Origin of the sequence: Chryseobacterium sp. PvR013 (assembly GCF_017833095.1) — a bacterium.
GTDB classification, from domain to species: Bacteria; Bacteroidota; Bacteroidia; order Flavobacteriales; family Weeksellaceae; genus Chryseobacterium; species Chryseobacterium culicis_A.
Genome location: NZ_JAFIBT010000001.1, coordinates 2,119,259 through 2,140,475 on the forward strand (window position 1 = coordinate 2,119,259; position 21,217 = coordinate 2,140,475).

The window sequence follows — 21,217 nt, forward strand, 5'->3', positions numbered from 1 at the left end:
CGCAAAACACATCCATCTTTATGATCACAACCAAATACGTCAATTATAAACAGGTTCTCAATCTGGCCGGTGTACATCTTATCTTTATATCAATCTGGTGTACCTTAATTGCTGTTTTCTTTTATTTCTTCAACTGGCACTGGATGACGATTCCCTGGGTTCCTGTTGCACTGATTGGTACAGCAGAAGCTTTCCTTGTGGGTTTCAAAAACAACCAGGCTTATGACAGACTTTGGGAAGCCAGAAAAATCTGGGGTGGCATTGTGAATTCAAGCCGCTCATTTGCTTCTATGGTATATGCTTTTGATACTAAAAATGAAGAAATTGGTGTTTTTGATCTTGAAGACCGTAAAAGAAGAATTGTTTATCGTCATATTGCATGGTTATATACTTTCCGTGAGCAGCTTCTGGTACCTACTGAATGGGAACACATCAGCACAGAAAAAAAATTCGGGAATATCAACCTGAGAAGAAACAGACTGATTAAAGCGGGATTCCCGGACTACGGCAGAGCCCCTATTTTCCTTCACAAATACCTTTCGGAGGAAGAATATGAGCTTAAGGATGATTATAAAAACTTTGCCACTTATCTGGTTTCCCAACAGGCAAAAGATATCAATGAGCTGAAAAATATGAATGCGATTACCGATTTCAACCAGACTCAGCTTCAGAATAGTTTAAATGAATTCTATAATTTTCAGGGCCAGGCAGAAAGAATCAAAAAATTCCCTTCTCCAAGACAGTTTGCCAGCACAGCCTTTGTTTTTAACATCCTGTTTATTATGCTTCTTCCACTGGGATTGGTAAATGAATTTGCAAAGCTTGGTGATTGGGGAATATGGACTTCTATTCCTTTCTGTATCATCATTGGATGGATCTATATCATCATGGAACTGGTGGGAGATTATTCTGAAAACCCTTTTGCAGGATTAATGTTTGATGTTCCTATGCTTTCTATCTGCAGAGCGATTGAAATTGATCTTCTTCAGATGAGCGGAGAAACAGATCTTCCGGATCCTATTTCTTCTAAAAACGGGGTTCTCGTATAACATCACCTGATATCAGAATTACATCAAAAAATATTCGGTAAAATAATTTTAACATCTCATTGTTTTTCATAATTTAGAGGTATTGAAAGTATAAGCTAAGTCACTCCATACTGGTTCGGTTGAGCTTATATTTTTGATCAACTAATAATTTATCCCTTCTTTTTTAAACAATGAGATCCAAGCAAGTACTGCAGGTTTTGACAATGCTATGTCTTACCCTATTCTGCCCTACAGTGAAATCACAGGCAGCATTCAATAAAGAACTGCCCAAAGAATTTACAGACCAGTTCACCAAAGAAATCAATGACAGTATTCCCTCTCTGGGATCTTTTATTGTTTCCCAAAACGACAGGCTTCTGTACCAACAGTATTTTCATGGAGCCAACAAAGAATCTGTTTTCAGCATAAAATCTGTTACCAAAAGCATTGTCTCTGTTCTGGCAGGAATTGCAAAAGATAAAAACCTGCTTCCCAATCTCAATACTCCGGTTTTAAAAATCCTTCCGGAATACAATGTCTCAAGGACCAGTTTTAAAAATATTTCCAATATTGAAGGAAAAGTGGTTCATGATTCCATCAGAAATACCTTAACGTTAAAAAATATCCTGACCATGCAGGGTGGTTTTGATTGGGTTGAAAATTCAAAAATCTCAACGGCAATGTCATTTTCCAGCGACCCTGTGAAGTTTGTTCTGGATTTGCCATTCGAAGAATATCCGGGTACTGTTTTCAATTATAATAGTGGTGAATCCCATCTTTTTGGGGCTGCATTGGCAAAAATTGTAAAGACAAACCTGAAACAGTTCGCGACAGAAAATCTTTTCAGACCTTTAAAGATGAATGTTACCCGATGGGATACGGATTCCATGAACAGAAATCTGGCAGGCTCAGAGATGTTCATGAAACCTGAAGATATGCTGAAATTTGGTTCCATGATCCTTAACAATGGAAAATTGGGCAGCAAACAGATTGTCTCACAGAAATGGGTTCAGGAATCTACAGCTGAACATGTAAAACTGGATTCCTGGGATGTCATGCCGGATGCCAACGGATATGGCTACTACTGGTGGCGAAGAAAAACCAACGGTCATCAGGCTTTCGTAGCAACCGGTTATGGAGGTCAGCTTATCTGTGTGATTCCTGATTTAAAAATGGTAATTGTAACCACTTGCTTTTTGAATGATAAAAACAAAGGGAGATCCGATATTAAAAGGCTTCATTATTTCATTGATAAAATAACAAAGGAAGATCACATCAAATAACCCAATCCGGAATTTTTTAATACGCTACAATACAATCGCCGTGGTGTTTTTCACTTCGGAAATCATAAATGAGCTGTGCGTACTTGCGATGTGCTGAAGCGTCGTCAATTTCGTCAGCATAAAGCTGCGGTAGTCTTCAATATCTTTAACGCCTATTTTAAGAATATAATCATAATCTCCGCTTACATGGAAACATTCTGTAACCTCCTGAAGATCCATCACCTCTTTTTCAAACTGCAATACAAATTCTTTTTTATGCTGGCTCAGTTTTACGTGGCACAGGACAATGAAATTTTTCTTAACTTTACTTTTGTCAAGCAAGGCTACATATTTTGAAATAACCCCTGCATTTTCAAGCTTTTTTACACGCTCATAAACAGCTGTAACAGACAATCCAAGTTTGCCGGACAGTTCTTTGGTGGTTTGCTTACAGTCTTCCTGTAAAAAAAATAAGAGTTTCTTATCAGTTTCGTCAAGTTCCATAGATAATTTTTTGGTAAAAATTTAGCAATCCCGAAGATACTAAATAAATTTTCTAAATAAACAATATTTTACAGTTTTATTTTCTATAAATTCAAATTTATATTGTAATAATTAGCAAATTAATGCAAATTGGGACGATAAAATAAAAACAATATTTATGGAAAACTTTAACGCAGCCAACGAGATCCAGGATCTTCAGTATTTTGGTGAATTCGGAGGAGTGAATCCTTCTATCTCCGATAGCTCTACGTATACATTCCTTTCTGCAAAGACCATGTTTGATACTTTCGAAGGAAATGCCGAAGGATGCTACCTGTACTCCAGACACTCATCTCCAATGAATCTGTATCTGGCTCAGGCCCTTGCCAAGATGGAAAATACAGAGTCTGCCAATGTTACAGCATCCGGAATGGGAGCTATTACTTCCGTTTTGATGCAGGTGTGCAAAAGTGGAGACCATATTATTTCAAGCAGAACCATTTACGGAGGAACCTATGCTTTTCTTAAAAACTTCATGCCTCAGTTTAATGTTGCAACGACTTTTGTTGATATCAACAATTTTGAATCGATCGAAAAAGCCATTACACCTCACACTAAAGTTATTTACTGCGAAAGTGTGAGCAACCCGCTTCTTGAAGTGGCAGATCTTAGAAAGCTTTCTGAAATCTGTAAAAAACACAATCTGAAGCTTATTGTAGACAATACATTCTCCCCCCTTTCTATCTCTCCTACTTTATTCGGAGCAGATGTGGTGATTCATAGCCTCACGAAGTTTATCAACGGAAGCAGTGATACGGTTGGAGGAGTATATTGTGCAACTCAGGCATTTATTGATGACACCAAAAATGTCAATTCCGGAGCATGTATGCTTCTGGGACCTACGATGGACAGCCTAAGATCATCAAGTATCTTAAAAAACCTGAGAACATTGCACATCAGAATCAAACAACACAGCCACAATGCGATGTATCTGGCTGAAAGATTCGAAAAAGACGGATTAAAAATATCTTATCCGGGATTGCCGTCTCATAAAAACCATGAACTCATGAAGAGCATGCTTCATGAAGAATACGGATACGGCGGGCTCCTGACGCTGGATGCCGGAACCACAGAAAAAGCAAACGAACTGATGGAATTAATGCAGACAGAAAACCTGGGTTATCTTGCAGTAAGCTTAGGATTTTATAAAACCTTATTCTCATGCTCAGGAAAATCTACCTCATCTGAGATCCCGGAAGAAGAAAGAGCTTCCATCGGTATTTCAGACGGACTGATCAGATTCTCCATCGGTCTTGACCACGATATCAAAAGAACTTACCATAAAATGAAAGAGTGTATGCTGAAAGTTGGAGTTCTTAACCACCATGAAAACATTTCTATCATCTAAATTTATTGTAAAAAGGCTGTTTCATTTGGAACAGCCTTTTTTCTTAAGTTATCAAAGGGGTTGTTAAGATTCATACGGAATGACAACTATGTGGGTAAGATAAATGCATCGTTAGAATTATAAATGTTGAATAATTAATGCAGATTATATATATGGTGTCTTTGTCATTCCGTAGGAATCCAGACTGCCACTTTGATCTGCAGTAAGAATTTGAGAGGAATAAGATGGGTTTGTTGTAAGGATTAATGTGGACACGAGCAGCATGCTCGCGCCAGCAGTTTTTTTTATATTGAAAAACCACTATCATCATAAGATAATATTTCTATTACTCTGTTGTGAGTTTTTTCAAACTCTTCATTTTCTTCTTGGGTATAATCATCACTATAAATATAAGGAGCAAATGTTTTCTCAAATTTGCATTTCTGTGCTTCTTTAATATTAATTAAAGCCATTGCACTATCACTGGCATCAGTAATAACAATAAAATTTTTATACACTACAATATCTTTAAACATTTTATCAAAGTGAATTTCATCAGGTTTTGTTTTTATCACAATTCCTTTGGTTAATTCTTTTTTAGTTGAAATTTGATTGATTGTCGCTATTAACTGAAAATAATTTGTAGTAAATTCGCATTTCAAAACAACTTCTATATCAATTTCTTTAAAACGTTTCTTTTTGTGCACCCATTCATTTTTACAACCTCCTTTTTTAAATTCAGTAATTAAGCTTAGAAGATCTTCGAGAGGTATTGGTTTAAATACAGCCGCTTTTTTAAATCCTTCTTCTAGTACTTCTAAATAATAATTACAGTCTTCAGTTCCCTTAGTTTTTTCATAACGGTTTTGATCAAATGGAAGATAAGTTTCAAGTACATCTATGGCAGTTATTTTAGTTGGCTCTAATTTATTTTCAGGCAGTAACGCAATAGAAACCATATTAAAAGTACCATCTGTATCAAATTTATACTTTCTGATAGCTTTTGAAAAGTAATTACTAATAAAACGAGTATGGTATAGAAAATGTGAAGAATATATTTTTCCTGCTACTTCATTTTCAAGCAATAATAATACGTATCTTAATTTCATATTTATGGTCTTTTATGATATTTTTTATCGTTTAACTGTCCTTGGTCTCTCAAATTATCGGCATTTTCTCTTTCTGCTCTCAAAGCCTTTTGTCTTGCGCCTGTTCCTCCTGATTGTATACCCGTTACAACCCCTTTATATTTCCCCGGAGAATTCTCATTTTTATTCCATTTGTTAGCCTGAGAGTTGGCTCTTCTTGAAGTTCCGTTTTGGTTGAGTTTACTACCGCTAATACCTGTTTTTACAACATCATTATTAGAATGTGTATTGACTATGTCATAAGTATGCTGCGGCTTTGTACTTAGCTTAGAATTTCCATGAACCGACTTTACCGCATCTTTTACCTCTTCAAACCCTTTTACAGCAGGTGATCTCCCTCCTTGAGCGGTTAACATTCCTTCAGGTCCGCCACCTACTGATAGAAGTATAGTACCCCAATCAAGAGCACCGTTTGCTACCTTTTCTTTAAAGGATTCTTTAGGAACTCCAGTTAACAGAGTTAAACCACCATCCTCACCAACTACAAGTTTATTTTTTACCGCATCATTCGAGAAAAAATTAGCTGTTCTTGCAACATTATTGGCTACTGCAGCTCTTAGACTGTTAATTCCGCCACCAATCATTTCTGCAAATTCTGCAGGATCACCAGGAAGATCTTGTTCTCTTTTTGTGCTTTGCCATTCTAAGCCTTCCAGCTCTCTTCCATCAACAACTCTATTCTCTGAGAAGTTATAATGTGATTGATATGCGTATTTTTCACTTAAAGGATCAACATTAAAGAACCTTCCTATCGCAGGGTCATAGTTCCTCCATCGGTAAGAACTCCAGCCTGTTTCTGTTTGTTTTTCCTGCCCTTGTGTAGAGTATTTGTAATTTGGAGATATTGAAGTCGCAGTAACTAGCTCTCCTCCAAACTCTAGCCCGAAAGGATAATAATGAGTAGCTCTGTCTATTTTAGGATTTCCGGAAACATCTTTGTAATACGCTAATCTGATGTTTCCTACATGATCTGTATAGTATGGTTTTTAAAATTTAGGATATTGTTTTCAATATCCTAAATTTAATGACTTAGTAACATTACCACTGATCAATTATTCAATGAATACATTCTATAAGCATCAGAAGCCAGTAGTCTCACTTTATTTTGATTTACAATCTGCTTATTTTCTTTTAAGATGATTTCTGCCTTTTGAAACCATACTCTAGGGACATTATCGACTTCCTTTAAGGGTGTGAATTGAAATTCTAAATCTTCATTATCTTTTTTCTCCTTTATCTTAGTAATCACTTTACTAGCCAATTCATAAAGATTTGTAACATCAGAGCTTTTTTCGATATCTTGAATTAATTCAGGCGTTATAAAATTTATTTCGGCAACTTGCACAGCATTTATAAAGTTATCAAATGCGTTTGGAGAAGTAGCATTCCACCAATTATCCTCCACAACTTCATAATCAGCACCCAACAAACTAGTTTTCTTTCTGTCATTTAATAGAAATCCTATTCTTTGATATGAATTCTTCGGAATATCTCCCCATGTACATGACCAACATGTGGTTTTTGATAAATAAAAACTTCCAGTAAAATTTTCCTTTTCAAACCTTGAGATTACCAACCCAAGGCTTAAATATAAATTAGGTTGAATTTTTTTAACAAAAAAACCATCAGCTCCTAAAAATGTTTCTTTAAACTCAACAAATCCTTGTTTGGTTAATCCACGTTCTAGCTCATTTATTAATTTCTTTTTATTTAAATTCATTTCTATTATTTTCTTGGTCCAATATATGTTGGAGAATTCGGTAAATATTTAGGATCTTTTGGATTGTACAAAATAGTTTCAGATTTTTCCCCATTTCTTTTTAAAAGGTTTTCTCTTTTCGTTGCAGACTTAATTCCTGAAGGCGTATTAGATTTAATAATAATGTTAGTTCCATCTTTTCGTACCCCGTCTTTTCGTACTCGAGTACCATCCTTAAGTATTTTAGGTACTTCTATAGCTACTCCTTCACTTTTAAGCCCTTTTTGTATTTGACGATGCGCTTCTTGGCCTATTCTTGCAGAAGAATGTAGTTTCTGTACACTGCTTTTCACTTCTTCTACGCCCTTAAGAATAGGCGATCTCCCTCCTTGAACAGTTAATATTCCTTCAGGTCCACTAGCGACAGATAGAACCATAGTACCCCAATCAAGAGCACCGTTTGCTACCTTTTCTTTGAAAGATTCTTTAGGAACTCCTGTAAGCAAAGTCAGCCCGCCATCTTCACCAACTACAAGTTTATTTCTTACCGCATCATTCGAGAAAAAATTGGCTGTTCTCCCTACATTATTGGCGACTGCAGCTCTTAGACTGTTAATCCCTCCGCCAATCATTTCCGCAAACTCTATAGGATCATCCGGGAGACTAACTTCATTTACTTTTTTAGGCTCAAATCCTTCCAGTTCCCTCGCATCTACAACTCTGTTTCCGCTGAAGGCATACGTTGACCAGGAGTGATAGGTTTCTGCTAATGGATCAACATTAAAGAACCTTCCTATCGAAGGATCATAGTTCCTCCATCGGTAAGAACTCCAGCCTGTTTCTGTCTGTTTTTCCTGCCCCTGAGAAGAGTATTTGTAATTTGGAGATATTGAATTGGCAGTAACTAGCTCTCCTCCAAACTCTAGCCCGAAAGGATAATAATGAGTAGCTCTGTCTATTGTAGGATTTCCGGAGGCATCTTTGTAATACGCAAGCCTGATGTTTCCTACCTGATCGGAAAGTGCTTTGTTAAAATCTAGGGTATTGATTTCAATATCCTAGATTAAGATTCTTAGAAATTAGCCATTTTATGGTTGTTTTGGTAATTTTTGTGGATTTATTACTGATTTCTAAACTCTTCAATTCTATGATTATAGTTTTTATTATCTTTAAAACTAACATACTGAATACCAAAACAAGGGTTTACATTCCCGTCCATTAATTTTGTATTATAAAAAGAAAAATGCTTTAATTTCTTCAACAGTTTGATCCATTTTAAGTCAGGAATATCTCCGCAGTCTCCTAAAATTAATTTTTCCAGATTTAAACAATTTTTCAATTCATTATATTGAATTAATTTCCTACAATAGTCTAATATCAAAATTTCCAAATTTTCACAAATATTCTCAAGTCCCTTTAAAGTACTTAATTGACTACAATAATGTCCTTCGAAAATTTTTAACTTTGAGAGTTTTAATCCCTCAAAATTTTGAATATTACTTTCTGTAATATGTATTTTTTCTAGTGAGCCAGGGAGCTTAATGAATGAAAAGGATTTATTTTTAGGTTTAAACTTCCAAATGACTAATGTTTTCAGATGTATATTTTCTGACAAATCAATTTGTTCATTGTACCAATCAATTGAAAGGTGCTCTAACTCCTTAAATTGAGAATAGTCTATACTTGGTTTAGATTGGGAGTCATGAATATTAACTGTAATTTTTTTAAGATTATTTAATTCATATAAGCCTGAACAATCAATATCAAATTTGTTTAAGTAAATTTCTTCAATAAAAGTTATGTCTTTTAAGAAAGATAAATCTTTAATAGAATCTGAATTGATAGAAATAGAACGAATTTTTTTTGATTTAATGTATTTTATTTCTTCAGACAAACTACGGTTGCCTCTCCCTATGGCCAAAGTTTTACCATCTTCTGCGATAGCATATCCATTATTTATCATAATTTCTTGTTATTATATTTCTTTGTGTCTTGCTCTCTATATCTGTCACCAGGAGACCTTCTTTGATTATAATTATTTTCACTTTTGTGACCAGGAGTCCCCTGATCCTTATCAGCATCTGTTTCCATTCTTTCAGATTCCTGTTTAAATGCTTCTCTATCATTTTTTGCTTCTGTCCAATCTGTCTTTTCTAAAGGATCATCATTCTTCTCTGCCTTTTCTTTACCAGATTTTGCAGCTCTTTTCTCATCTCCTTTTCCATGATATTTTTTACCGCTTTGATGAGTATTTGTGTATGATCCTGTTTTCTTTTTCCCACTAGAAGAATCACCATCTTTACTCTTTCTTTTATTATCTCCCTCACTATTTAAGACACGATTGGCAAGGTTTATTCCGGTATAGGAAACCGCCACAAGAACATTAATTTGGGTACCTAAGCCCCGCATTAAGCCATTATAATTATTAATGGCATTACTTTTCATCTGCTCATACACTGCTGATCCTGCTCCCGGTTTTGCAGCGTATAGAGGCGGAGGTGTTAAAGCACTAGGAGCAAATATCGGTAGTGGTACAAATTCTAGCCCTTCCAGTTCTCTCCCATCAACAACTCTATTTTCTGAGAAGTTATAATGTGATTGATATGCGTATTTTTCACTTAATGGATCAACATTAAAGAACCTTCCTATCGCAGGGTCATAGTTCCTCCATCGGTAAGAACTCCAGCCTGTTTCTGTTTGTTTTTCCTGCCCTTGTGTAGAGTATTTGTAATTTGGAGATATTGAAGTCGCAGTAACTAGCTCTCCTCCAAACTCTAGCCCGAAAGGATAATAATGAGTAGCTCTGTCTATTGTAGGATTTCCGGAGGCATCTTTGTAATACGCAAGCCTGATGTTTCCTACCTGATCGGTATAGTTGTAAAAATACTTATTCTGAACGAAGTCATAATAGCCCTCTGAAGTAGGTACAAAGCTTAATACATTATTGGTATATTGAAATCCATCCAGATAGTCTGTAGCAGAGGTGGTTTCGATATTCGTTTTGCCGGAACCGAAGGTATAGATCTTTTTAAGCTTGGTTCCATCTGCTTTGTATACATATTTTGTATTGACATTGAAAAGCAGATTGTAATAATCCCGTGATTTATATAAAGAATTGAATTCTATTTGATTGGGAAGATTCAGAAAATTGTAATTGATCTTTAATATCCCTTTATCCAAATGGGTAGTCATATTCCCATTACCATCATAGGGAATCTCATTTCCTGAAACGTCGGGGTAGCCAGCATAATTTCCGGAAGTATCATTCACCTTGGCAAGTCTGTTCCCGGTGTATGTATACCCCAAATTATCCATCACTACAGCTCCTCCGTTGGAGAGCAGGTTTCTTTTTAAGGTTTGGATATTCCCGTTGAGATCATAAGTGAGGGATTCGTTGTAATAATTGTTCTGAGGTACAGTGGCATTGGGTTCAGAATAGATTCCGCTTTTGAGCCTGTCTAATGCATCATACTGATAATTATACCTTCTGAATGTTCCGGTATCTGCGCTTGACCAGTCTATTTCTGCAATATTCCCATTGTATTTCCCTGTAGACACCGTAGAATACGCGGGATTATGGTATTTCAGCTCATAGGCAAAGAGCTTTCCGTTCAGGTTGGCAGGATCATTCACTTTCGTAATCCATCCACGGGTATTGTAGGTTTGATCTATCGACTGTAAAGGAGTACCCGTGGTATTCCCTGTTTTTTTATTGATAAGCTGTCCCAGGTCATTGTAGGTGTTTTCTGCCAGCAGTTCTTCTATTTGGCTGTTCACCTTATGGTAGTGTTTCAGCAGTCTTTTCTGATCATCATATACAAATCTTTCCTGGATGGTAACCTCAGCATCAGAAGCCCCTTTTTTGTGATAGGTATAGCTTTCATCCACAGCACCGGAAAAATCAAGCCTGAATTCCTTTTTTGTATATCCACCCAGGTGATTCCAGCTTTTCTCTGCTACTTTTTCCCCTTTGGTATTATAATAGAAATAGGTTTTGGTCCAGTTATCATCCTCAATGTTTTTTACATAAGATGCCGTGGGCAGCCCTTGGGTACTGGCTCCTCCGTTAAGCGATTTGTCTTCGTTAATTACATATTGATCGAGGATTTTTGCAGGGGGAAATTCTTTGGTATCTCTTGGATAGGAATCATAGTAATGAACAGACAAAAGCGTCTGGAAATTGGTAAAAAGCGTATTGGTATAATACACGATAATCCCGTTTTTGCTAAAACCTGCAGCTGTCGGGGTTTCGCTGATAACAAGATTGGTAATCTGTCCCTGTAGATCTGCGCGGCTTCCTCCGTCAATAAGTCCGGTATAGGCAACACGTCCCAGAGCATCATACTTGGTCAGCAGCCATTGTCCTTTATTTTTCAGGTTGACATCCTGGGTAAGCACCGGACGGTCAGAAGCATCATATACTACAGATTCCCAATCATCCCTTCCGGGCAGTCTTTTTTCCACCTGCCTGTACTGGCCGTCGTAGCGGTATTGGTAGCAAAGGCTGTTTAGAATATCGGTGGAAACAACATTGTTATTCTGCTCAATTTTCTTTATTGCCAGGGCAGGGATTACGAATGCCTTTTGCCCGTATTCATTGTAGACATAGTAGGTATCAATATTTTGGGTTCCATCAGTCCGGCGTACAAGAACAGTTTCACCACGCCCGTTCTGAAACTCTATGACGGGAGTTCCATCTTCATCGGTAACCGTATTCTTGTATAAAGTTCCCGGGGCATAAAACTCACTGCCTGGTACTATGGATACGGAAGAAATGGTTTTGTTATCTGCTCCAGATGTAGCCGTGGTTGTACTCGTGATAAATTTCTTTACCTCTGAACCAAGGTTCACTTCATATTTAAGCTTTTGTGTATGTCCGCCCGCCATTTTCCAGGGGTCACCAGGCTGAGCCACTTGCTTTAGCCTGTCTAATGGAGAATTCTCCATCTCCTTTTCCGTATAGGCATTGGCTGTTCCGTAGTAAGAATTAGCCGCAGTTTCATCGATAATCCCGGTATGAATGCCTGAATTGAGGGTATTGGCAGGAACTGGAAGAATATCCTTTACCTGTCTTCCGAAGGCATCGTAAATAATAGGAGTCACCAGGTCTTTTCCTGTTGTGGTCGCTTTTACGCTGACAATTTGCTTGGGTCTTCCCAGTCCATCAAAATAGGTAAGGGTTTCTGTCTTTTTGCTGCAGTCTCCGCTCAGGCAGGTTTGGGACTGTATATAGTTTTCTGTGGTACTTTGTGCAGAGGTCAGCATGGCGATCAACAGCAGCCCTAATAGGTGTATTTTTTTCATGGGTGTTTTTTTATGGGTGCTTACTGTTTATAGTGATACCTGAATTCTTTCACCACCTTATAGCTGTTGGTTCCGGCATTATCTCTTTCCCTTACCTGAACCTGTTTTAATCGGTTAGCGCTGTCATAAACATAGAGTTCCCTGATTCCTGACGGTGGAGTTATGGTGGTTACTCCTACCAAAGGGTCGTAAGTATACTTGGTGGTCATTCCCACAGGCTGAAAGGCATCAAGAGCTTGTAATAACTCAGCTTCTTTGGTGGGATCTGCTGCATCTTCATTGGATTGGGTTACAATGGTGGCCATTTGGGTGTCTTTCCGCCACACTACTTCCTGAGCGGATACGCCGAGGACTGTGCATAGAGTGAATGCACGGAGATCATTTTTTTTCATTCTCGTGTTGTTTTAAGTTAACATAGTTTATCTTGATAGATCATGGTTAATCCAATTCCTTTTTATACTCTGCTTTTGAGAATCAGATGCTTTTATAGGCTCAGAAATATTTCAAAACTATTTATAATAAAATTCTTTAGGGGTGAAAAATATTGTAATTTATGTGCATAAAATCGGGCTTCAATGTGTACACATTAAACTGATATTGAATAATTTAAAAGCCGTTAAAGAATATCCACCGAATGGGTATAACCGAATAAAAATTTCATAGTTATTGCTTTTTAGCCCTAATTGCCGGATGGTAAAAATCTGATCTATTTGTACGAATGTTACTTTGATGTATGCAAAAATATTCTCGTGAAGCAGCAGAATAAAATAACAAAAGATCCGGAGTAATGTTCCGGATCTTTTGTTATTTTATTCTGCTGAAAAAGTATATAACCTGTCTTTTGCGGTTGGGAAATCCTCCGCTGACGTTCTGAACTTCTCCGTATATGTTTTTAATCTCAATGATGGGGTTATACAACCGGAAATCTGATATAACAGACCTTAACGGAAAGCAAGTAGACCCCGAAATAGTATGCTGAAACCTCAAATTATAACCTTACCTCCCCGATTTACATATTAATACCCCATACAATGTATTATTTAGGCAGCAGTGAATGAATCGTAAATGGTGTATATACTTTTTTATAGGTTTTGGCTAAAGCCGTTAGAAGATGTTATTTATGGTTAAATGGGCTAAAGCCCGTTCCTACTGCATTTTCTTTTGCAGACAATATCCCTGTTACTTTTTATAGTAGTGATGGGGAAAAGCATCCTCAGGTTTCATTCTGAAAACATTCAGCAAAATCCAGGATTTCAGGAATCCATACCCGTAAGAAAACATTTGAATATAGGTGGAAACAACTGCCATACCGGCAATACTGATATTTTTAGTCAGTAATAAAGCATGAAACAGCACCAAAAAGGTATATAATCCATAGAACGCAAGGATGATTCCTCTATGCATAATAAAATACTCCAGAAAGCCCATCACATATCCCAACATAAATAAAGTAGGAAACGCAAAAGAAATCTTCACATAATTAGGGTGTCTCTGGTTAAGAATAGGTCTTGCACAACCAAACTGATAGACCTGCTTGGAAAATTTCCCAAAATCAACTCTGCGCTTATGATATACTGCAATATCATCAAAAAAAACAGTGGTAAAACCGTTTTCCCAAAGTGTCATAGACAAATCCGGATCCTCTCCTATTCTCATTTCAGAAAATCCGCCTACTTTTTGAAAAACAGCCTTTTTCACGCCCATATTAAAACTTCTGGGCTGAAATTTAGAAACGGCTTTCTTACTTCCCCTGATTCCTCCTGTAGTAAAAACAGAAGTCATGGAATAGGAAATAGCCTTCTGCATCAGATTGAATCCTTTATGAGCCTTATCTGCTCCTCCAAACGCATCACAGGGAATCGTCAGGATATCGTTTTTAATATGTTCAATATAATCTTTTTCAACAATGACATCACTGTCTACAAAAACCAGCCATTCATGGGCTGCTCTTGCTGCACCATAATTTCTTGTCAGTCCAGGTCCTGAATTATCCTTTCTGAAATATTTAATATCCAGCCCTTGTTCAAAGTTTTTGATGGTTGGCTTCAGGTCGATCAGAGAACCGTCATCTACAATAATGATCTCAAACTCCTTATCCGTCTGTTGGGTAAGAGAAGTCAGCAGCTCAAAAAGTTCGTCTTTTCGGTTGTAAATGGCAACGACAATGGAAATAGTAGGCTTCAAATTGAAAATTTTTCAAAATTACTTATTCGCAGAACAACCTACAAACAGTTTAACAGCTTATTCAGAGAAATTAACGAAGTTCTATTTTATCCTTCTCATTGTATGGGTTTTACTGATGAAATTCTGAGCCAACAAATTTGACATTTTAAACAAAATGAACACAGGAAATCCATCCTAATTTTGCTATAGAAATTTAAAACAATAAAAAATGGAATTTACAATCAATGCATTGCAACAGCCTGTTCAATCAGGATTCAATGCGTATTCAACAGCACAGGAGGTTATTAAAGGAATCGATCTTACCGGAAAAACAGTGATCATCACCGGCGGTTATGCAGGAATTGGTCTTGAAACCACAAAAGTATTGATCTCAGCCGGAGCACAGGTTATTATTCCAGCAAGGGATATTGAAAAGGCAAGAAAAAATCTCTCAGAGATTGAAAATTTTGAACTTGAAGAAATGGATCTGATGAATCCATCTTCTATTGATGCTTTTGCAGAACGATTTACAGCATCAGGAAAAAGCCTGGATCTGCTTATTAATAATGCAGGAATTATGTGGGTTCCTCTTCGCAGAGACAGCAGAGGTTTTGAATCTCAGTTGGCGACCAATTACTTTGGGCAGTTTCACCTTACCGCAAAATTATGGCCGGCTCTGAAAAAAGCTAACGGCGCAAGGGTGATCAGTGTTTCTTCTTATGGACATCAGATGTCGCCTTTTGATTTTGAAGACCCTAATTTTGAGAGAAGAGACTATGATACCCTATCCGGATACGGACAATCCAAAACAGCCTGTAATCTGTTTGCTGTAGCACTGGATGAAAGAGGAAAAGAATTCAATATCAGAGCCTATTCTCTTCATCCCGGTTCTGTATATGGAACTGATCTGGGCAGAGAAGAGCCTATTGAACTTTTTAAACAGCTTGGAACCCATGATGAAAACGGAAATATCAAACCAGAGGTTGAGGCAAGATTAAAAACTGTTCCCCAAGGGGCTGCCACTACAATCTGGTGTGCTATAAGCCCACAGCTTAACGAAATTGGCGGTGTGTACTGTGAAAACTGTGATATTGCAGAAATAGACCATGGACAAATAGAGCATCGGTTTGATGAACCGGCAACCATCCGGGGAGTACAGTCCTATTCCATTGATAAAAAAAATGCTGAGCGTTTATGGAAATTAAGTGAAGAAATGCTGGGTTTCCGGTTTGATGCCTAATAATTGTTTTTTTAAATACATTTGTAATGCAAAACTTCTGACAATGGATTTCCAGATACAATACCTCACACCGGATATCAAGCTTTCCAGTTATGATGATAAGCTGTTCAAAACCGAAACAGTGTTTGAATACCATATGCTGGTTTGGTTCATATCAGGAGAAACGAAGATTATTCAGGCCGATAAAACCTATATTTTCAAAGCAGGAGATATTTTTCTGATCCCAAGGAATCATCTGGCCACGATTATTAATTATCCTAAAGACGGACTTCCTCATAAAGCAGTAGCCATGCATCTTACCACAGAACGTCTGAAAGATTTTTACCGTTCGGTTGGGGAGCAAAGAAAGACAGGATATCGGGAAGCCAGCATTCACAGCTTTGACAGTCATCCGCTTTTGAACAGCTGTCTTGCTTCTCTAATCCCCTATTTTGAGATGGAAGGGCCGTTTCCTGAAAATATTGCTCATTTAAAGATTACTGAGGCGATCAGTATTGTAAGGGAAATTGATCCGGATATAGATTCTGTACTCGCCGATTTCGATGAGCCTGGGAAAGTGGATCTGATTCATTTTATGGAAAAGAATTATATGTTCAATATGCCTTTGGAACGGTTCGGATATCTTACGGGAAGGAGTTTATCTACTTTCAACCGTGATTTCAGAAAGATTTTTCAAACGACACCGCAGCGTTGGCTAACCCAAAAGCGTCTTGAACTCGCCTTTTATCATTTGTCTGAAAAGAATAAAAAGCCTTCTGATGTTTTCCTTGAAGTAGGTTTTGAAGATCTGTCGCATTTTTCGCACGCATTTAAAAAGCAGTATGGCTTTGCGCCTTCACTGGCACGATAAAATAAAATAGGTTGTACTTATGGGTACAACCTATTTTTTATTTTAATTACTACTGGAATTATTTTTTCTGTGAACTATCCGGATTTTTCGGATCCTTCTTTTGAGATATCACATTATGATTTAAAGCCTTTCTTTCAGGTTTTGAACGTGACGATTTTGATCCAGAACTAAACAGTCCAAACGCATCCAAAACTATATCAAATACATCTAAAAAATTCCAGGACATTTTTAACCTCAGAGTTTATTAATGATTACCTCGTTTTGTTTTGTTAAATAAACCAGCCAGATCTGAAATAGATATACATTACCACAGAAATAAAGAAACCCATTACTGAACAGCTGAATAAAAGCAGTTTAAAGATACTTTTAAAATAATAAAGCCCCATCACATGCAGGATAAAAAATACAACAAAAGAAATTCCTACTCCTATTAAGGAAGTTACAACTAAAGTTTGTGTATAATTTTCTACGGGCAACGGATCTTTAAAAACAATAAAAAAAGAAAATGCAGCCAATACAATAAGTACTGCACTTACTTTCTCTGTGAAATATCCGGATCTCTTTGATTCTTTTTTCCCGGGTTTCTCATCATAATTCAGACCCTTTCTGTCCGAAGTTGAACGTGAACCGGAGCCCAACAGTTCTAATCCATTCAAAACTACATCAAATACATCTAAAAAATTCCAGGACATTTTAATCTCAAAGTTTATTAATTATTACCTTCCAGTTTATGTACTTTCTTCGTTCCCTCATACATTTCGTACTGTAAAAATCTCGTTTCCAGTTTTCCGTTGAAAAGTTTGATCTTTCTTGAAGGACGTAAACCGATTTTCTTCACCGCTTCAAGATCAGAAGAGATCAGCCATGCTAAGGTATTCGGATAATTGGTTTTAAAAGTATCTCCGATTTTCTTGTAGAAATCATCATCATTGATGGAAATTCTCTCATCATACGGAGGGTTGAAGACCATTAATAATGGGAACAATTCTTTTTTAGAATCAAAGAAATTCTGTTTTTTGATCTCAATTACATCTTCCATCTCTGCAGCCTCTACGTTCATTCTTGCAGCATTCAGCATTCTTGCATCGATGTCATACCCAACAATTTTTCCATCAAACTGTCTGACTCTGTTAATTCTGAATTCTTTGATTTTTGCAAACAGGTCTGCATCATAATTATTCCAGTTCTGGAATCCGAATCTTTTTCTGAAGATCTGAGCCGGAAGATCCATCGCAATCATTGCTGCTTCAATCAATAGTGTTCCGGAACCGCACATTGGATCCAGGAAATTTCCTTTTCCGTCCCAGCCTGCCAGCTGAAGCATTCCGCTTGCCAACACTTCATTAATAGGGGCTTCTCCCTGTTCTGTTCTATATCCTCTTTTAAATAAAGGGTCTCCTGATGAATCCATTGAAATCATCACCAGCTCCCTGTCAATATGAAGGTGGAATTTGATATCCGGATTTCTTGTTTCTACATTCGGACGTCTTTTAAATTTGTCCTGAAAATAATCCACAATGGCATCCTTCATTTTTAAAGTAACAAACTGAGAATGTTTGAACGTTTCAGAATTTACTGTAGCATCAATAGAGAAAGACTGGTCAACATCCATGAAGTTTTCCCATTCAAATTTGAACAGTCTGTCATAAAACTGATGTTGATTAAAAGCCTTGAACTCATGAATCGGAACCAGAATCTTCAATGCTGTTCTCGCAGAGTAATTGATTTTATAAAGAAAACCAAGATCTCCTTCACAATTTACTGCTCTGTTTTTGATTTCAACATTTCTTCCCCCCAATTTTTTGATTTCTTCTGCCAGAATTTGCTCCAATCCGAAGAATGTCTTTATCTGTATTTTAATATTTTCTGTATCCATAAGTATGAATTAAAAGATTTAAAGTTTTAAAAATTAAAAGATTAGCTATCCAACTTCTTGTCCAATTGAAATTTTCAATCTCTTAATGTTGTAAAATACTTTGCTTTTAACCGCACAAATTTAGTTATTTTTTACCTTTACATATAATGTGCGTATTTTCAGTATTTTATGAATGTTTTATTTTTCGTATAGTAAAAAATAGTAAATTAACACTCTAATATTAAATCATGAAAAAGATAGAAGTTCGTATTTTTTCTTCTCAAAACCTTAATGAAAAATGGTATGTTTATTTATATACCGATGGCAAAATTATTAAAAAAATATATAAAGGATTGAATTCAGGCGAAACATTTGAAGAAAGAATGTTTAAGGCCGAAGTTCTGAAGGCAACATTAGAAAAAGAAATACATAGTGGATGGAATCCAAAAGCAAAAAAAAATATTGTTAGATATAGCCTTCCTGAAGCATTAGACTTTGGTCTTGAAAAGAAAAAATCCACACTCAGTACAGGGTCTTATAAAGAGTATTCATTTACCGTTGGTCTTTTGAAGCCATATTGTACAACTCTTGGATATGATAAATTAAACATAAATGATTGTGATCGTTTTCATATAAAAACACTTTTAGATGCTGCTAAAAATAAAAGAGAATGGTCTGCTAGAAATTACAATAAGGTACTTAGAAATTTAAGCTCCATATTTACAGAACTTGTTGAGTGGGAAATAATCACTTCGTCTCCGGTAAGAGATATTAGAGCAATCAAAGAGTCTGACAATGGTCAATATGATCTGATGACAGATAACGAACATCAGAAAGTATTTTCATACTTAAGGGATATGCATCTTAATTATTATATTTTCTGTTCTGTTGTTTATTACATGGGTATTCGTCCAGGCGAATTGATAAAGCTAAAATGTAGTGATGTTATATTAGAAAAAGAAGTAATTATAGTTAGTTCTAAAAATTCTAAAAATAATAAAACCCGTGTAGTCCCTATAATTGGCACCATTAAAACACTTATTAAAAATTTTGATTTGTCTAATACTGATCACTATTTATTTGGCGCTAATACTGATAGTAGAACTCCTGGACTCGTTGAAAATTACTTTTGTCCAAATCCGTTTCAGGTAAAAAGAAAATACCCCACTGACTTATGGAGGCGAATCGTTATTAAGGACTTAAAAGTGAATAAAAAATTATATTCTTTAAAGCACAAAGGAGGTAGTGACAAGTTAAAAGCAGGGCTTGGTTTAAAAGCTGTAAGCTCAATATTTGGGCATTCTTCCGAAAAAATAACAGAGATTTACGCAAACTTCATCAATGATATTAGATTTGATGAAGCGAAAAAAATTAATCTGAAAGAATACTAAGGCGTATCTAAAAAGTTACGCCCTTTTATTTTTTATTTTGTCGTTCTTGACTAGAGTCTTTACGTATCCATTCTATATCTGGGAAAGGGTGATCTTTAGTAAGTATTAGATCCGGCTTAATAGGCTTTAATAAAACTATTTGTGTTTCTTGTTTTTTTCCTATAGGAACACCCCTTAAAATTACTTCAAAAGTAACCTGTTCACTTATTTTAAGGAATCCGGCCCTAAACGATAATTTATTGTAACAATATATATCCAGAACTTGATTTTTCTCAAACGAGTTTATTCGGATAATTCTTTCAATGAAATCATCTTTTTCTGTTTCCTCGAAAATTTTCAACACTACTCCGGATATTTGCATACTTAAAATTACAATTTTCCGGCAAAGCAAAATACTTAAAGCGACAAAACTTGACGCATTAAAAAGTTATCCACAAAATTTTATTCTAGAATAAAGAAGTGAAATCTTCAGTATTTAAATTCCCTAAATAGAATTGATAAGCAAGACATACAATGGAAGCACACATCATAATTACCGGATAAATGTAAAACTTATCATTGATAAGCTTTTCTTCAGAATATTTATTCCTTTCATTGCTTAATGCAATTTGGAGCAGCCAGAAAAAGCCTATGATAAAAACTATCACAAGGCCAGGTGGATACATTGGTATTTTATCTATAAAAGACATGCTGTAAATTTATGATAATTATACTAAATGTGATTATGGGTTTCCGTAAACAAAAAATCCCCAGATCTCTCCGAGGATAAAAACTAATAACCATGAAAACTCAAATCAATGAGTTGTATTTTTATATACGACGAATCCTAAAGTTCAAACTATTACCGATCCGTCTTTTCTATAAGAAGGTGTTTTTTTATCTTCAAAATAACCATTATCATTAAAAAACATTTGCCAGGCAAGTTGACCGTTATCGAAGTATTTAGTCCAAATGCCTAATCTACATATATGTTTACCTTCGTATCCTTTCCACTGTTCTCTTACGTCATATAAATGTTTCCATAAGTCAGCCACAACTCCAATTTTTCCATCAATCCAAAGTTGACCGTTAGGATGATATTCTTTCCAATCTATAATTTCTAAAATCATAATACTATCTTCTTATATTTTGTGGAGACTACTCCGTGGGGTTAATTTTTTTAAGTTCAATTGAGAATTTTAACGTAGTAATATCGTACCCTCTTTTTTCCAATTCATCTTTAAAATTTTCTTTTATCCAATTATAAGGATAGCATGTGTCATCATCAGGAATCTTATATCTTAAAATATCGCCAACAATATGATTTAGTGCTAATGCTCCATCACATCTTCTAGGATAAGCGACTACAAAATCATTTTGTGCTTTATTATATGATAAAGTAAGTTTGTCTTTTCTATAATTTCCCAT

21 protein-coding genes and 1 pseudogene are annotated in these 21,217 nt (G+C 36.0%); 6 read left to right on the plus strand and 16 right to left on the minus strand.

The genetic code is table 11. The features are described 5' to 3' along the window. Nucleotides 1-20: 20 nt before the first annotated feature. Both JOE44_RS09315 and JOE44_RS09320 read left to right on the plus strand, forming a co-directional pair. Nucleotides 21-1,049 (plus strand): bestrophin family ion channel, encoded by a 1,029-nt coding sequence (locus JOE44_RS09315; RefSeq protein ID WP_209785343.1) that lies wholly within the window; start codon nt 21-23, stop codon nt 1,047-1,049. 170 nt (nt 1,050-1,219) lie between these two features. Continuing rightward, a complete protein-coding gene (locus JOE44_RS09320; RefSeq protein ID WP_209785344.1) occupies nt 1,220-2,311 on the plus strand; it encodes a serine hydrolase in 1,092 nt (363 codons plus the stop codon). 24 nt (nt 2,312-2,335) lie between these two features. Here the strand turns inward: JOE44_RS09320 and JOE44_RS09325 are convergent, their stop codons facing one another. Beyond that, nucleotides 2,336-2,794 carry an Lrp/AsnC family transcriptional regulator gene (locus JOE44_RS09325; RefSeq protein WP_105684683.1) on the minus strand — a complete coding sequence of 153 codons (459 nt, stop codon included), beginning with the start codon at nt 2,792-2,794 and terminating at the stop codon, nt 2,336-2,338. A 157-nt stretch (nt 2,795-2,951) separates the two neighbouring features. Here JOE44_RS09325 and JOE44_RS09330 point away from each other — a divergent pair, with 157 nt between their 5' ends. Continuing rightward, entirely contained in the window at nt 2,952-4,181 is a 1,230-nt protein-coding gene (locus JOE44_RS09330) for an aminotransferase class I/II-fold pyridoxal phosphate-dependent enzyme (protein ID WP_209785345.1), read from the plus strand. A 284-nt stretch (nt 4,182-4,465) separates the two neighbouring features. Here the strand turns inward: JOE44_RS09330 and JOE44_RS09335 are convergent, their stop codons facing one another. The 9 genes and pseudogenes from JOE44_RS09335 to JOE44_RS09375 form a co-directional block, all read right to left on the minus strand. Next, complete coding sequence (locus JOE44_RS09335) at nt 4,466-5,269, minus strand: hypothetical protein (protein WP_209785346.1); 804 nt, start codon at nt 5,267-5,269, stop codon at nt 4,466-4,468. A gap of 2 nt (nt 5,270-5,271) precedes the next feature. Next, on the minus strand, nt 5,272-5,892 hold the full coding sequence (locus tag JOE44_RS09340) for a hypothetical protein (RefSeq protein ID WP_209785347.1): 621 nt from the start codon (nt 5,890-5,892) through the stop codon (nt 5,272-5,274). A gap of 93 nt (nt 5,893-5,985) precedes the next feature. Then, nucleotides 5,986-6,264 (minus strand): annotated as a pseudogene (locus tag JOE44_RS25260) (RHS repeat-associated core domain-containing protein); the annotation flags it as partial. 92 nt (nt 6,265-6,356) lie between these two features. Continuing rightward, entirely contained in the window at nt 6,357-7,028 is a 672-nt protein-coding gene (locus tag JOE44_RS09350) for a hypothetical protein (RefSeq protein ID WP_209785348.1), read from the minus strand. 5 nt (nt 7,029-7,033) lie between these two features. Beyond that, nucleotides 7,034-7,639, minus strand: coding sequence for a hypothetical protein (locus JOE44_RS25145; RefSeq protein ID WP_245169749.1), 606 nt, complete (start codon nt 7,637-7,639; stop codon nt 7,034-7,036). A gap of 488 nt (nt 7,640-8,127) precedes the next feature. Next, a complete protein-coding gene (locus JOE44_RS09360; RefSeq protein ID WP_209785349.1) occupies nt 8,128-8,970 on the minus strand; it encodes a hypothetical protein in 843 nt (280 codons plus the stop codon). Further along, nucleotides 8,967-12,311 (minus strand): DUF6443 domain-containing protein, encoded by a 3,345-nt coding sequence (locus JOE44_RS09365; protein ID WP_209785350.1) that lies wholly within the window; start codon nt 12,309-12,311, stop codon nt 8,967-8,969. Before JOE44_RS09365 ends, JOE44_RS09360 begins: the two co-directional genes overlap by 4 nt. Before the next feature lie 20 nt (nt 12,312-12,331). Next, a complete protein-coding gene (locus JOE44_RS09370; RefSeq protein WP_209785351.1) occupies nt 12,332-12,703 on the minus strand; it encodes a hypothetical protein in 372 nt (123 codons plus the stop codon). 787 nt (nt 12,704-13,490) lie between these two features. Beyond that, on the minus strand, nt 13,491-14,495 hold the full coding sequence (locus tag JOE44_RS09375) for a glycosyltransferase (protein ID WP_209785352.1): 1,005 nt from the start codon (nt 14,493-14,495) through the stop codon (nt 13,491-13,493). A gap of 208 nt (nt 14,496-14,703) precedes the next feature. On the opposite strand from JOE44_RS09375, the gene JOE44_RS09380 reads away from it, so the two are divergent. Together JOE44_RS09380 and JOE44_RS09385 are read left to right on the plus strand one after the other, a co-directional pair. Further along, on the plus strand, nt 14,704-15,714 hold the full coding sequence (locus JOE44_RS09380) for an SDR family NAD(P)-dependent oxidoreductase (protein ID WP_209785353.1): 1,011 nt from the start codon (nt 14,704-14,706) through the stop codon (nt 15,712-15,714). 43 nt (nt 15,715-15,757) lie between these two features. Beyond that, on the plus strand, nt 15,758-16,564 hold the full coding sequence (locus JOE44_RS09385) for an AraC family transcriptional regulator (RefSeq protein ID WP_209785354.1): 807 nt from the start codon (nt 15,758-15,760) through the stop codon (nt 16,562-16,564). A 269-nt stretch (nt 16,565-16,833) separates the two neighbouring features. Here the strand turns inward: JOE44_RS09385 and JOE44_RS09390 are convergent, their stop codons facing one another. After that, nucleotides 16,834-17,256, minus strand: coding sequence for a branched-chain amino acid ABC transporter substrate-binding protein (locus JOE44_RS09390; protein ID WP_209785355.1), 423 nt, complete (start codon nt 17,254-17,256; stop codon nt 16,834-16,836). 17 nt (nt 17,257-17,273) lie between these two features. After that, nucleotides 17,274-18,440 (minus strand): class I SAM-dependent RNA methyltransferase, encoded by a 1,167-nt coding sequence (locus JOE44_RS09395; protein WP_209785356.1) that lies wholly within the window; start codon nt 18,438-18,440, stop codon nt 17,274-17,276. A gap of 227 nt (nt 18,441-18,667) precedes the next feature. Here JOE44_RS09395 and JOE44_RS09400 point away from each other — a divergent pair, with 227 nt between their 5' ends. Further along, nucleotides 18,668-19,810 (plus strand): site-specific integrase, encoded by a 1,143-nt coding sequence (locus JOE44_RS09400; protein ID WP_209785357.1) that lies wholly within the window; start codon nt 18,668-18,670, stop codon nt 19,808-19,810. A gap of 25 nt (nt 19,811-19,835) precedes the next feature. On the opposite strand, the gene JOE44_RS09405 is transcribed toward JOE44_RS09400, so the two are convergent. From JOE44_RS09405 to JOE44_RS09420, 4 genes are all read right to left on the minus strand, one after another. Then, entirely contained in the window at nt 19,836-20,171 is a 336-nt protein-coding gene (locus JOE44_RS09405; protein ID WP_209785358.1) for a hypothetical protein, read from the minus strand. 85 nt (nt 20,172-20,256) lie between these two features. Continuing rightward, on the minus strand, nt 20,257-20,499 hold the full coding sequence (locus JOE44_RS09410) for a hypothetical protein (protein ID WP_209785359.1): 243 nt from the start codon (nt 20,497-20,499) through the stop codon (nt 20,257-20,259). Between the two features lie 144 nt (nt 20,500-20,643). Next, nucleotides 20,644-20,919 carry a hypothetical protein gene (locus JOE44_RS09415; protein ID WP_209785360.1) on the minus strand — a complete coding sequence of 92 codons (276 nt, stop codon included), beginning with the start codon at nt 20,917-20,919 and terminating at the stop codon, nt 20,644-20,646. A gap of 28 nt (nt 20,920-20,947) precedes the next feature. Continuing rightward, nucleotides 20,948-21,217, minus strand: a complete 270-nt coding sequence (locus JOE44_RS09420; RefSeq protein ID WP_209785361.1) for a hypothetical protein — start codon at nt 21,215-21,217, stop codon at nt 20,948-20,950.

Excerpts from the sequence above, each read along its gene's own strand:
- JOE44_RS09315 (WP_209785343.1), top strand. The coding sequence starts at position 21 with ATGATCACAACCAAATACGTCAATTATAAACAGGTTCTCAATCTGGCC.
- JOE44_RS09320 (WP_209785344.1), top strand. The coding sequence starts at position 1,220 with ATGAGATCCAAGCAAGTACTGCAGGTTTTGACAATGCTATGTCTTACC.
- JOE44_RS09325 (WP_105684683.1), bottom strand. The coding sequence starts at position 2,794 with ATGGAACTTGACGAAACTGATAAGAAACTCTTATTTTTTTTACAGGAA.
- JOE44_RS09330 (WP_209785345.1), top strand. The coding sequence starts at position 2,952 with ATGGAAAACTTTAACGCAGCCAACGAGATCCAGGATCTTCAGTATTTT.
- JOE44_RS09335 (WP_209785346.1), bottom strand. The coding sequence starts at position 5,269 with ATGAAATTAAGATACGTATTATTATTGCTTGAAAATGAAGTAGCAGGA.
- JOE44_RS09340 (WP_209785347.1), bottom strand. The coding sequence starts at position 5,892 with ATGATTGGTGGCGGAATTAACAGTCTAAGAGCTGCAGTAGCCAATAAT.
- JOE44_RS09350 (WP_209785348.1), bottom strand. The coding sequence starts at position 7,028 with ATGAATTTAAATAAAAAGAAATTAATAAATGAGCTAGAACGTGGATTA.
- JOE44_RS25145 (WP_245169749.1), bottom strand. The coding sequence starts at position 7,639 with ATGATTGGCGGAGGGATTAACAGTCTAAGAGCTGCAGTCGCCAATAAT.
- JOE44_RS09360 (WP_209785349.1), bottom strand. The coding sequence starts at position 8,970 with ATGATAAATAATGGATATGCTATCGCAGAAGATGGTAAAACTTTGGCC.
- JOE44_RS09365 (WP_209785350.1), bottom strand. The coding sequence starts at position 12,311 with ATGAAAAAAATACACCTATTAGGGCTGCTGTTGATCGCCATGCTGACC.
- JOE44_RS09370 (WP_209785351.1), bottom strand. The coding sequence starts at position 12,703 with ATGAAAAAAAATGATCTCCGTGCATTCACTCTATGCACAGTCCTCGGC.
- JOE44_RS09380 (WP_209785353.1), top strand. The coding sequence starts at position 14,704 with ATGGAATTTACAATCAATGCATTGCAACAGCCTGTTCAATCAGGATTC.
- JOE44_RS09385 (WP_209785354.1), top strand. The coding sequence starts at position 15,758 with ATGGATTTCCAGATACAATACCTCACACCGGATATCAAGCTTTCCAGT.
- JOE44_RS09390 (WP_209785355.1), bottom strand. The coding sequence starts at position 17,256 with ATGTCCTGGAATTTTTTAGATGTATTTGATGTAGTTTTGAATGGATTA.
- JOE44_RS09395 (WP_209785356.1), bottom strand. The coding sequence starts at position 18,440 with ATGGATACAGAAAATATTAAAATACAGATAAAGACATTCTTCGGATTG.
- JOE44_RS09400 (WP_209785357.1), top strand. The coding sequence starts at position 18,668 with ATGAAAAAGATAGAAGTTCGTATTTTTTCTTCTCAAAACCTTAATGAA.
- JOE44_RS09405 (WP_209785358.1), bottom strand. The coding sequence starts at position 20,171 with ATGCAAATATCCGGAGTAGTGTTGAAAATTTTCGAGGAAACAGAAAAA.
- JOE44_RS09410 (WP_209785359.1), bottom strand. The coding sequence starts at position 20,499 with ATGTCTTTTATAGATAAAATACCAATGTATCCACCTGGCCTTGTGATA.
- JOE44_RS09415 (WP_209785360.1), bottom strand. The coding sequence starts at position 20,919 with ATGATTTTAGAAATTATAGATTGGAAAGAATATCATCCTAACGGTCAA.
- JOE44_RS09420 (WP_209785361.1), bottom strand. The coding sequence starts at position 21,217 with ATGGGAAATTATAGAAAAGACAAACTTACTTTATCATATAATAAAGCA.